The sequence below is a fragment of the Grimontia sp. SpTr1 genome, from assembly GCF_947387585.1.
Lineage (GTDB): Bacteria > Pseudomonadota > Gammaproteobacteria > Enterobacterales > Vibrionaceae > Enterovibrio > Enterovibrio indicus.
Genome location: NZ_CANDOD010000014.1, coordinates 18927 through 30996, shown reverse-complemented (window position 1 = coordinate 30996; position 12070 = coordinate 18927). Strand labels below are relative to the sequence as shown.

The following is a 12070-nucleotide window of genomic DNA, read 5'->3' as shown; positions in this document are numbered from 1 at the left end:
CCCCTTCACGACAAGGAACACAGGTTATGCAAGAATCTTTTATCGACAGTGGCGTGCTTTTTCGTCAACACCAATTCGACCTGCCGCTCAACTACAGCGAGAAAGATGGCACTCGCATCACCGTGTTTGCCCGTGAAGTGGTGGAATTATCCAAAGCAGACGCCAATCTGCCTTGGCTGGTTTACTTTCAGGGCGGTCCAGGATTTCCGTCTCCGCGTCCTGATTCAAAAAGTGGCTGGCTGAAACGCGCCCTGCAAGATCACCGTGTATTACTGCTGGACCAGCGCGGTACAGGCATGAGTTCGCCGTTGACTCACCAGACCTTGAGTCATATGGACGACGCGAAGCAAGTGGAATACATCAGCCAGTTTCGAGCAGACAACATCGTTCGTGATGCTGAAGCCATTCGTGAAGCATTAGGGGCGGAGAAATGGTCAATTCTGGGTCAAAGCTTTGGTGGTTTCTGCTCGCTGACTTACCTTTCTTTTTATCCGCAAAGCCTGCATCGCGTTTACATCACAGGCGGTGTGCCTTCTCTTACCCGTCATGCTGATGATGTGTACCGTGCCACCTATCAACGTGTGTTAGACAAAAACAAAGCCTTCTTTGACCAGTTTCCATCCGCACAAAGACGTTGCGCAGAAATTGCTGAGTTCTTACGAACCCGCGATGTGAAACTGCCGAACGGCCAAACCTTTACCGTTGAACAGTTCCAACAAATTGGCATCAATTTGGGCCGAAGCGGTGCCAATCTGCCGATGTACTACCTGTTGGAAGAAGCCTTCACTGAAACCGCCCAAGGCAAAGTGCTGAGTGTCAGTTTCCTGCAGGCCATGTTGACGGAACAAAGCTACCAGACCAATCCGATTTACGCTTTCTTGCATGAGCCGATTTACAATCAGGGCGAAGCATCAGTTTGGTCTGCACACCGCATTCGCAATGCGGAATACGCCGAGTTTAATTACGAACCGGGCAAACCTTTCCTGTTTACCGGCGAGATGGTTTATCCGTGGATGTTCGACCAAATGCAAAACTTGCTGCCGCTCAAACAGGCCGCAGAAGCACTCGCGACCAAATCAGACTGGCCCGCACTTTACGATGTCGAGAAACTCGCTGACAACACGGTGCCTGTCACCTGTGCTGTTTATGCCGACGACATGTATGTCGAAATGGATTACTCACGCGAAACCCTGAAAGGTGTTCCAAACAGCCGCGCTTGGATCACCAATGAGTATGAGCACAATGGCCTGCGTGCTGATGGTGAGAGAATTCTGAGTAAGCTGATGGAGATGGGTGAGCAGATAGGAAATTTGCCTAGCTAGGTCTGGAGCTTTCAGTGAAAAAGGTGTGCAATTTAAGCACACCTTTTTTATTTGTTTCATCAATGATGGCTGCCTTTCGAAATATCCATAAACCAGGAAATCACCTTATCTACCCGTTTCGGTTGATTAAAGGTGTTGAGCTTGATGATGTAGATATCGTTAAACAGCGGATCCGAAACCGTCGAACCCAACTGACATTCCAACATCTGCCCCTGATCGATATATTGCTGCACACAATGGCGAGGAAACACTGACACCCCCAAGCCACCCAGCACCATCAAAATCGCGCCTTCAATGCTGTTAATCCGGCCGGCAAAATGCACCGAGAGATCGCTCACCGAGTGCAAATGAGGGAAGAAATGCCTGCGCCAGAAATTGAAATACACATCCATTCCCGGATATTCGATGTAGTTGTATTCGAGTACGTTTTCTTCGTTGATTTCTGAAACGTCGCAGGTTGGCGCACACACCATCACATACTCTTCCTGACAGAAGCTGAAATACTCCAGCCTAGGATGGTCAACTTTCTCAGTCACAAAGCCAAAATCAACCTGACTGGACAGCACTTTGTCGAACACCTGGCTGTTGTGGATCAGGGTTAAATCGATTTCCAGTCTTGGGTAATCCAATCGCCGTTCCAACAACATGGGAAAGTGAGGAGAGAGCAAACATGACGGCGGCATCGCATAGGCCACAACACCTTCAATTTGATTGAAGTCGGTTTCGACTTCCAACGAGAAATCGCTATTGAGATCTTCTAGGTTTTTGATGTGCTGAAGGAGCTTTTTACCCGCATCTGTCATCACTGGGCATTTGGGCGTTCGAATAAATAATTCATACCCCACCTGCTCTTCCAAACTGCGGATATGTTTGCTGATATTCGCCTGTGTCATGGCGGCTATCTCAGCAGCGTCATTGAAACTTCGGGATTCAGCGACAGCTTTGAATGCCCGAAATAGCTTTGGATCCAAATGCATCATTGTCTATTCCTCGTGCTCAAATTGTCTGACGCTGTTTATTTCTTGTTTTTATCTAAAGTCATTTCAAAGGCTGTATTGCCTTCAACCCATAACCAACCATCGAACAGAGTGTAGTATTAGAGTCATACACCCAATGTCACGTTCTGGATACATATTCCAAATAAGTTTGCAGACCCCAAAAGCGGTATGAATACGTTATAAGGGGTATAACAAATTGGATTTGTCTTCTTAATTGAGGGGTATCAATACTGTTGTTTTCTGTGCGTTTATCGAAGCCAGGCAAGGGTGCATACCCAAACGACCTGAAGATTCTCGCATTCAGGCTGTATGGATATAGGTATGAAGACAAAGCTGATGACACCCAATGCCATTCGCGTTTGGCAAGGCTATCGCAGTTTGCAGTATCAGGATGATATCGAGGGTTTCCTAAGTAAGCTGGGACAGATTTTCATTCCGGTCACGGTGCAGTTAATGTCGCCGATGGGACTCAGGATGTATTACCCCGCCATTGTGCCTCAGCCCACCGATTGCCCTAAAAATAGACTTCCCAACGAAATTGCACTGGTGGGTTATCCTTCCCAGCAAACCTACTTTGATGCCTCTCACCGAACCGTCGCGGGCCGCGCCTATGCCTCGCTTCACCAAACCGTTTTCAACTTCGATCCTGGCGACATGCCGGCAAGTTTTTCTGATTTCCCCATCGCCTATTCCGGTGCCTCTCAGTTCAATTGGAAGACTCCGTACTACTTTTCAGGCGAAGCCATCGACTGGCATGAATTGTATGTGGGCGTATTGATTTGGACTTGGCCTGAAAGCCTACTGGCCCACAAAAAACCGCTCGCCATCGACCTGTTAGATTTGTGCAACGAGCAGATGGGAAGCAACAAGAACCTGTTCGAAATCATCGCAGTAATGCAGCAAGGCTACGGCATCATATGGTTCGCTTCCGATGCCCTGCGCTGGCCTGCCAAAATTCTCCAATACCTTGAAGCGAATGAATGTCGCACAGTGATGAAGGCATTCCATGACATTACCAATATCTCGCCGCTTTTCAGTGAAGACGACAACGGCATTGCAGTTTCTTTGGGAGAGGCGCTGGACGTGCGCCTTTCCACTTAGCACAACGTCAGACGTTACTCATCCAATAAAAATATTCCGTATCTATTACAGCTAGCAATAAGGAACGAGCCATGAATACCCAAGCGCTCATTGAAATCACGGTTCAACCGGACAACTCTCTGCAATTGGTGAACCTACCCAAAGTCCAGATAGGAACCCATTGCCAATCCATTACCGCCAGCACCAGCCTAGAGGCCAATGGCACCTCGTTTTCGATATTCTTTCAGCCGGAACCCGCTACTTTCATCGTCTGCAAAACCTATGACGTTGAAACAGAGACCTACTTCAAGCAAGAGGCCACTATTGCCGTAGACTCTCCCATCGCTCAACTTGATAGTTTCTATTTTGGTGGCCAGCCTTGGCTGCTGAGCTACCACCCAGATTCTGAATACGTGCAGTTTTACCGATTCGACGACAAACAGCTCACCATTACCCCGGTCACAGGCATTCGCGTTGGCAAAGGCTTCACCACTGTTCAGCCTTTGTATTATCGCAATGATGTTTTCTTCGTGGCATACAACAAAAACACGGGCGATGTCGTGAAGATGCAAATAGTCGCCCCTGCCCATTCAGCGCTTTATGCACAGAAAGTGTGGTCAGCGACCTGGGCGCAAGGTTGGACGCGGTTTGCTTTCTTCCGCCTTGGCGCAGAGAACTTCTTTATCAAAACCAATGAGAAGTACCACAAAGTCAATATTGATCACTTCATGGACAGCATTGAACTCGGCTCCCACCCTGTGCTGAATGAACCAGCCACTGAGGAGATGTTAAGCCTGTCTGACGTTCAAACTTTCTACGACATCAGCCAGTATCCGTATTTCTTCACTTACAACCCAAATGGGGCGATGACCTTCAATCGGTTTGACGGCGATTGTGAAGGCTGGCAGTTGGCGCTTTCCAGCCAACAAAGTGCTGATACTTCACTTATCCATACCGTCCAACTCAAAGAGTGCACACTCATTCTGATGCTATAAAAGGAGATAAAACCATGTCTCGTTATACTGATATCAATATAAGCACTCCCCAGATTTTGACCGCCGCTTCAAACACGCTTCCTTTGCCTGTGGTGGATTGGACACTGATTAACCAAACGTCCCCTACTCCCCTCCACATTGAGCCTGGCGAGTTACCAAAAGCCGATACTGTATTGGTAACCTGGACGTCGGCTGAGTGGTCCGCGCTCGATCATGTCATGCTGAACAGCCTTCAGGAACGCTTTCCACAAGATAGAGATTGGCGGAAAAACTGGCTCGGTTACGCTGACAATCACGAAGTCTCACCTTACTGCGAATCTCCTGAAAATGCCCCCATCTTCTATTTCCAATTGGTAAGTGTGAACGGCGCGGATAACCAGCAACAGCGGGTCTTGTTGGTCAAATCCCAAGTCCACCTTGCTCATCCACCCTGGCTTTCTGGCCTTGAATCTATGACCGACATTCTGCTCCGCAAATCAGAAGCCAAACGCATCATTTCGACAGGCACAGCAGGAGGTGGCTCAATCACAGATATGTTGGGCGCGGCCATCGTCACCAACAAAGCGCACATACTGCTGGCGAAACCCGAAAACGAAGGCTGCCCATACAACCACCACACCTTTACCTGCGAGTCCTGGTTTCCTTCAACGTCACTGTACGCATCAACCCAGCATGCATTGATGTTCGCCATGGATCAGGTTTGGAATAACAACACGATCGACGACGCCATTACCGAGCTCAACCAAGACCCGCAAGGCGACCAGAGCGATAACCAGCCTACCTATACTTATCAAGATTTGATCAATGCACCGCTTGACCCTGCCAACCTCAAACAGGCACAAATTAAAGTCAGCAAAGGCCAGCCCTTACTCACCACTGACTATTACTTCATCGAAGGGAAAGAGCCCAGCGATCCCTACTGCTTTCTAGAAATGGATGACGCTGTGATTGCCCATCAAGCCGAATTAGCAGGTGTCGATTATGCGTTTATTCGCAATGTCTCCGACCCCATTGTGGTCACACACACTGCCAACGGAGAGTTAATCCCAGACTCCGTTCGTGGCAATTGGTCTGGCATTATTTACAAGCGATGTGGGTTTTACAGCAGCTTCAACAGCGTGATGATGTGTTGGGCGGCCATTGCAGGTGAGGGGGAAAACCGGGAATAAATACGCTCGTCCTATTGCAATAAAACAAACGAGGTTTAATCCAACAGATTAAACCTCGTTTGTTTAATTGGTCTGAGTTTATACCCAAACAACCTGAAGATGCAGGATTCAGCGAGATTGACTGGCGTTGTGATCGCGGCGTTCCTTTGCCGGTGTAGTCACCTCCATCAAAAAGGAACAACAAAGAGCACGACGTCAGTCAACTCGCCCAAAGGGAGGGCCTCAATGCGCCCACTTCTTCGTTAAATTCCACGGAAATAGAACCACTATTCCTCGCGAAATTTGCCTCGAATTGAACGCATTGATGACCTCTGAACTCAAGCATCTCTAGGTCGTTTGGGTATATTAAGGATATTTGGTCAGCTTAGTGGCAATTTTGCTTGCCTTACCCGACAACAGGCAATGCTCTGGGTTAGCGGGAATAGGGTCTTTAACCACCGTCGCGCCCACTTTGTTCAGCCCGGCGACCGTCGAAACACAATATTGGCTGTAACCGCCTATCCCGGTCAGGTAATTGGAATAAGCCGCTTTGTTGCTGGTATTGGTGGTGCAATTCACGCTCAGGCCGGAAATGGTGTCACCATCACTGGCAACGTGGACCCCACTGCCATTTTTAAAGGCAGTGGCTGAGCATTGCCCTGCCCGCACAACCAGACCGGTTTTCAATGGCGGGTTTGCACCCAAGAGCATTTCCTTCGTGTCTCCTTCCTGTTTGGTACACCCAGAAATCAGCATGGCGCAGAGTGGTACGGCGAGTATTAATTTGGTGGCGTCGGTGTAACGGTTCATCTCAACCTCCCATCGCTAAGGTCTGTTGACCTTGGGTTGATGTGGTATTCGCTTCGTTGTTGAGTCTTTGAAGCTCGGCAAACCCCTCGACCGCTTTGGTTAGCTGCGGCTTGCTGCAAGGGTCCAAGCTGAACGTCAATTTGCAACGAGGACATGAGAAAGACGTGCCTGACAGCAACATGTGAAGATCAAAAGAAATGCTGGTCTGGCAGTCAGGACACGGTAAATGGCTTTTCATCGATTCTCTCCCTTTGGTAAAAAGCCCGGCTGCTCATAGAGCCAACGGCTCCGGCGCACAAACAGCCGGGTAGAAGCATGACTGCGAACTCTCATTCGCTACGATTTATCTGACGATTTCGCCGATCCCAAGGTGATTGGGCTGATGCTGTTGGTAAATGCCTGAATAATGGTCGTCACACCCTGTGGCAATGAAAGTTGCCCGGCATGCACGCTCACCGTGTACTTGGCGTTGTTACTTTTCTGGTAGGACGATTTTTGTGAAGACGCCGATTGGCTGTCATGGCTGATACTGCCTTTCACTTCCACCGACCACCAGCCTTCGCCCAGTTTGGCGGAGAAGCTGCCTTGCTCACTGGTTTTGCTCGATGTGGACTGTGAAGACTCATCGGCATAGCTGGATTTCACTTCCATTTCAAAATCCACTTGCACGTTATCAACACCCAGAGAGTTGAGCGGAACAATCGTCAAAAGGGGAACATCAAACTCTGTCGTGACGTTGGTAACACTCACTTCGGGCGCTTCACCCTCTTTGGCTTCGCCTTCAGAAATCACGCCACGGGTGATTTGCATGGTCACCATAATCGGTTCGAGCGTGTCTTTGCCCTTGTCTTCGGTATCTGACTTCTTAGTGAAGCAGGTATCCAACATAAATTTGGTCTGCGTCATTGCCATCATGCTGTTGGCTTGTGCTGCGGCGTTGAGTGGGCCACCAATCAACGCGCGCATAGGCAATCCCGCGAATTGTTGGGCCATCGAGACCAGTGCTGGTCCTGTGCTGACGTCTGGCATGGTATTTCTCCTACTTGATGAATAATTGCAAAATTAAGCCAGACCCAATTAACCGGGGATCTGCGCTCTTAGTGCTCTGTCATAACCTTCAATTAATTTCCTTAATCCTTCAGGTGGCTCATCGGCATTAATGATAATTTCCAGTTCCGCCATATGATTTGGGTTTTTATCAGCTTTAAATAAGCCACCTGACTTATTTCCAACGAACGAAACTTCCAATGCATTCGTTTCATTCACATTCACTTCTAAATGGGTTTTAAATTTCACTTCGCTAACCCTTGGGCTTGCTACCGGAACCAAAGTCAGCAAGGGAACATCAACCGCTAGGGTCTGAAGTCCGTCTGGGGTATCAGTCGGATATTCGATGGTCACGTACTTGGGCCGATACGCAGTGCGCTCAGGCTCAGCAGGAGATTCAGCGCTACCGAGCCTACCTGAGTTGTTGCTCGGGACTTCGTCGAAAAATCGGCTGATGAGTTCCTGATTTTCGTTTTGCAGCGCCTGATTCGCTTTGGTCACGCTCAAATGAACGGCTGAAACCAACGCATCTAAATTAATCATGACTTGTTCCCTTCGCGTTTTATTTTGATGAAATCAGTGTTGGCTTTAGAAGAAAAGAAGACAAATCGGATTTGGAATAGAGGCTATAACAGGAGAGAAACGTAAAAGCTAAATTAATGAATTAAAAAACGAACAAAAATAAATTTGGAACACCGAGAACAAAAAATAAATTATTCGCCTTAATAGATCGAACACTGCGTAGATAAACCGTTTGCATATCTAATATCAATTCCACACGACGCCCTACATGACAACGTCACTCACCCCGTAGGAGACTGATATGCAGCAATGTGGTTTTTCTCACCTAAACAGGTAAAATCACGCCCCCAACCAAGGCACTGATAGATGAAGACCATGCACCAAGAAATGCTGTTTACCCCTGAAGAATTGTTCACCCGCTTTCAAGGCGAGACAGAGCAGTTCGAACTGCCAGGTGCATTTACCTTTCCCTTTTACTATCAGCCACACCCGCTTTGTGTACTGGCAGCAGAGGAACTGCAACAACACTTAGCAAGTCAGACAGATTGGCAACACGATTTCGGTTTAGACGAGGCTCTTGCTCAAAGGCTTGATGAGTGTGCCGAAGGCACAGGCAAAATGTTTGGTGTGCTGTTAGTGCGCTCACCACAAGGTGAACTCGGCTATTTCAGTGCCTTCTCCGGTAAAATTGCCGACCAAAATTTACTGCCTCACTTCGTTCCACCCGTTTTCGATATGCTGGCGGAAGAGTGTTTCTTCAGAACAGAGCTGGAAGCAATCACTGAGCTAAATGCCCAAGTCTCGACACTTTCTGCCAATCCTTTGTTAGATCAGTTGGGTGCTCAACTTGCTCAAATGCAGATCGAATACGAGGCAGAAGAACAGCAACAACGCCAGCGAATGATTGAAGGCCGCGCCACCAGAAAACAAGAACGAAAACTGGTGGAAGAAACCTTAACGGGTGATGCCTTGAAAGCTGCCTTGGACGATCTGGCAAAGCAAAGCGTGGCGGAAAAGAACACGCTTAAATACCTGAAAATGACTTGGGACGATAAGATCCACGCTATCGAATCACAGCTCAGCGCATTAACCACAGATATTGAGCACGCCAAACAACAACGTAAAACGCTCTCGAACGCTCTTCAGAACAAGCTTTTTGAGCAATACCGTTTCCTCAATGCGCTTGGTGAAGAGAAGTCCCTCAAAGCGATCTTTGCGCCTACCACCAACCCAACACCACCAGCCGGCGCGGGTGAATGCGCTGCGCCTAAACTCCTGCATTTCGCTTACAAACACGGCTACACGCCGTTGGCAATGGCGGAATTTTGGTGGGGTTTGTCGCCAAAATCCGAGGTGCGCCAGCACAGGAAGTTCTACCCTTCTTGCCACGGAAAGTGCCATCCCATTCTTGGTCATATGCTCGAAGGCTTAACGGTTGACCCAAACCCACTTGAACAAAACTGGGCAGAAGATAAAACGCTGGAAGTGGTTTATCAGGACGAAGCGATTGTTGTGGTCAACAAACCCTCGGGCATGCTTTCCGTGCCGGGCAAGACGATTAAAGATTCCGCCTACACCCGCGTGATTGAAATGTTCCCAGACGTAGAAGGGCCTTTTGTGCTTCATCGACTGGATCAGGCGACATCTGGCTTGTTGGTATTCGCCCTCACCCGCCGCGCAAACAAAAGCCTGCAAAAACAGTTCATCACCCGAGGTGTTGAAAAGCGCTATATCGCCATGGTGGAAGGTGTGGTTGAGCAAGAACAAGGTGAAATCAACTTACCGATGCGTGGCGATCCAGACGACAGACCCCGCCAGTTGGTCTGCTTTGAACACGGCAAACCCGCGACCACTTATTGGCAGTTGATTGAAGTGAAAAACGGCCGCAGCAAGCTCTACATGCACCCTAAAACCGGCCGCACTCACCAACTCCGCGTTCACTGCGCACATTCGAAAGGACTAAATATGCCTATGGTCGGCGATGTACTTTATGGAGAGCCGGATACACGCCTCCACCTTCACGCGGAGCAGTTGTCTTTTGATCATCCGTATACACATGAGCGCATGACGTTTGAGGCGGAATGTGGGTTTTAGAGAGATTAAAAGTTAAGGCTGGGGTTTGACTCTTAGTTCTTCCCTCTTCTCAGGGGGAAGTTAGATGGGAGTTTGGTTACCGCTTAATTCATTAGCTAGAATCGAATACAACTCATCAAACTGCCTAATGTTCACCGGCACTATGAGTTTTTCATCATCCTGTTTAAACTCAAGGATCATTTCTTTTTCTTTATAGCCATTTAAACTTTGCGACACATCCAAAACTTTAATATTTGATATTTTGTCGATGGTAAATTCTTTTACTGCACCATCAGTTCTTATATGAACAACTTCTTTCCCATTGATTGAAATTGATTTCGTCAATGACCTTTCTTTAATTATTCTAACAACCGCACCTATACTTAATAGAGCCCAAATAGCGAGTATAACTAAAGGATCCTCGAGTATTGGTGATATACCCTGCTTTATAGTTACCAGTGTAAATGGAATAGCACCAGCAACAAAGATCAGTATTAGATGTCTAGCCCTCCAAAGAAGGCTATAGTCGTAAGTTTTCGCCAAGATTAGTCTCCTGTCTTAATGCATTGGTATCTAACAATGCATGTCCTGCCAATAATGCATTCTTCTGTACCTAACGCCTGGCATAAGGTGCGCTAACGCTGAACTTACCAAACCAAATACACTCCATACCAAAACCGCCGAGTGTAATGCGTCACCTTGATGCCTTTGTTAGCCCTTTTTTTTCACTAGTTTTATAAAAAACCGCAGATTCCCATGATTTTTCCATTAGGTGACTTTCTAAAGATTTATTTGTTTGGTTTTTAGCTTCTATCAGTCTCTTGATAGTTTCTAGGTTATCGATTTTTTGTTCAACTTGAGAAGTACAATATTTGATTATGAAAACAGGAGGTAAAGGGCCTCCGATTCTAAACGTTACAAAGCCATCAACTTCCATCTCTAATCGACAGTAAATTTTCATGTTATCAGTAGTACCATCGATTTCATCAATAAGCTGTTTAATTTGACTATATAAGTTAATTCCTAATTCAAACTGTACTTCGTCTGTTACCCAACGTGTTATTTCATTGACTTGATTACAGTAATCTTCAACTGATTCTGCGGTTACTGGGTACCGAGTTTCTCTTACTATGTAACTACTCAAGCGTTCGAGAAGTATTAACTGTTCTTTTGTCAAAGGGATATGTAAATCTTGAGCTATTTGATTTAGGTCATGTCCATAACTACGAACTTTCTTTTCTAGCAGGTACTTAGGTGAATAAAGCAGTAAAGAAACAATACCAGCCTTTAACAACAACTCAATTGCATAACCCAATAACAATATACTTGATTTGTTAGCAGAACCTCTAGCACCAAGGTATTCAGATACTTCATTTGAGCTCAATCGTTGCCCATTACTATGTTTCTGCTCTTTAAGGCTCACAAATTGATCGTATTTTAACCTTGCAACATCTCTAAGTAACTGAGCACTAATTAACTTACTTTCAGATTCTTTGACCCAATCAAATTTATTATGTACACCTGTTTCACCAGAAGGTTGTAACGGCTCATCGAATACTTCTTTATTTTTCAATTAACTGCTCCCACATTTAGAAAATGTATGATGAAGGGCTAACAACTTATTAGCGGGCAGCTTGCACGTTTAGTACAAAACCGGGACGCTCGATTAGTTCGCGTATACTCATTCCAGCTTACCATATAGGTATGTAAAATCAGTGAATTAACTTTTATGGTTGCGACCAAAATGGGAGAAAACAGGCGTCCCTTACTAAAAACATGCGCATTTTTACTATATACATTGTGCTGTGTATTTATATAGCTGAAGAAATGAAAAAGAAAAATTTAGATTTTGTCAGATGATTCGTGCACTCAGATGGTCGAAACGTTAACTCACTTTGAGGCAAAACCTTATCAGAACCAACTCCCATCCTAACCCTCCCCTTGAAAAGGGGAAGGGACTAAGAGCAGGATTGACGACGGAATCTAGCTCAACGGCTATAAAGCAATTAAAAGTTCCAGACTAAGCGCTTTAAATAGCCAAAAATCCCGAGTGAAAAACTCAACTTTATATGTTA

The 12070-nt window shown here is 46.6% G+C and carries 12 protein-coding genes; 5 read left to right on the top strand and 7 right to left on the bottom strand.

Annotated elements, in window-relative coordinates; genetic code table 11:
- Positions 1 to 26 precede the first annotated feature (26 nt).
- Complete coding sequence (locus QL223_RS18230) at positions 27 to 1322, top strand: alpha/beta fold hydrolase (protein ID WP_281545556.1); 1296 nt, start codon at positions 27 to 29, stop codon at positions 1320 to 1322.
- A gap of 59 nt (positions 1323 to 1381) precedes the next feature.
- On the opposite strand, the gene QL223_RS18225 is transcribed toward QL223_RS18230, so the two are convergent.
- On the bottom strand, positions 1382 to 2302 hold the full coding sequence (locus QL223_RS18225) for a LysR family transcriptional regulator (protein WP_281545555.1): 921 nt from the start codon (positions 2300 to 2302) through the stop codon (positions 1382 to 1384).
- Positions 2303 to 2641: 339 nt separating this feature from the next.
- Between QL223_RS18225 and QL223_RS18220 the strand changes: the two genes are divergently transcribed.
- The 3 genes from QL223_RS18220 (at position 2642) to QL223_RS18210 (ending at position 5564) form a co-directional block, all read left to right on the top strand.
- Positions 2642 to 3421, top strand: a complete 780-nt coding sequence (locus QL223_RS18220) for a hypothetical protein (protein WP_281545554.1) — start codon at positions 2642 to 2644, stop codon at positions 3419 to 3421.
- 71 nt (positions 3422 to 3492) lie between these two features.
- The gene (locus QL223_RS18215; protein ID WP_281545553.1) at positions 3493 to 4395 is read left to right on the top strand and encodes a hypothetical protein; all 903 of its coding nucleotides are present in this window, start codon (positions 3493 to 3495) and stop codon (positions 4393 to 4395) included.
- A 14-nt stretch (positions 4396 to 4409) separates the two neighbouring features.
- A complete protein-coding gene (locus QL223_RS18210) occupies positions 4410 to 5564 on the top strand; it encodes a hypothetical protein (protein WP_281545552.1) in 1155 nt (384 codons plus the stop codon).
- 345 nt (positions 5565 to 5909) lie between these two features.
- On the opposite strand, the gene QL223_RS18205 is transcribed toward QL223_RS18210, so the two are convergent.
- The 4 genes from QL223_RS18205 to QL223_RS18190 all read right to left on the bottom strand — a co-directional run bounded on the left by QL223_RS18205 (position 5910) and on the right by QL223_RS18190 (position 7943).
- Entirely contained in the window at positions 5910 to 6353 is a 444-nt protein-coding gene (locus QL223_RS18205) for a hypothetical protein (RefSeq protein ID WP_281545551.1), read from the bottom strand.
- 1 nt (position 6354) lies between these two features.
- The gene (locus QL223_RS18200; protein WP_281545550.1) at positions 6355 to 6591 is read right to left on the bottom strand and encodes a hypothetical protein; all 237 of its coding nucleotides are present in this window, start codon (positions 6589 to 6591) and stop codon (positions 6355 to 6357) included.
- Positions 6592 to 6689: 98 nt separating this feature from the next.
- Positions 6690 to 7382 carry a DUF2589 domain-containing protein gene (locus tag QL223_RS18195; RefSeq protein ID WP_281545549.1) on the bottom strand — a complete coding sequence of 231 codons (693 nt, stop codon included), beginning with the start codon at positions 7380 to 7382 and terminating at the stop codon, positions 6690 to 6692.
- Between the two features lie 48 nt (positions 7383 to 7430).
- On the bottom strand, positions 7431 to 7943 hold the full coding sequence (locus QL223_RS18190) for a DUF2589 domain-containing protein (RefSeq protein ID WP_281545548.1): 513 nt from the start codon (positions 7941 to 7943) through the stop codon (positions 7431 to 7433).
- Between the two features lie 354 nt (positions 7944 to 8297).
- Here QL223_RS18190 and QL223_RS18185 point away from each other — a divergent pair, with 354 nt between their 5' ends.
- Positions 8298 to 10016 carry an RluA family pseudouridine synthase gene (locus QL223_RS18185; RefSeq protein ID WP_281545610.1) on the top strand — a complete coding sequence of 573 codons (1719 nt, stop codon included), beginning with the start codon at positions 8298 to 8300 and terminating at the stop codon, positions 10014 to 10016.
- A gap of 60 nt (positions 10017 to 10076) precedes the next feature.
- On the opposite strand, the gene QL223_RS18180 is transcribed toward QL223_RS18185, so the two are convergent.
- Together QL223_RS18180 and QL223_RS18175 are read right to left on the bottom strand one after the other, a co-directional pair.
- On the bottom strand, positions 10077 to 10538 hold the full coding sequence (locus QL223_RS18180; protein WP_281545547.1) for a hypothetical protein: 462 nt from the start codon (positions 10536 to 10538) through the stop codon (positions 10077 to 10079).
- 151 nt (positions 10539 to 10689) lie between these two features.
- Positions 10690 to 11568, bottom strand: coding sequence for a hypothetical protein (locus QL223_RS18175; protein WP_281545546.1), 879 nt, complete (start codon positions 11566 to 11568; stop codon positions 10690 to 10692).
- Positions 11569 to 12070: the final 502 nt, after the last annotated feature.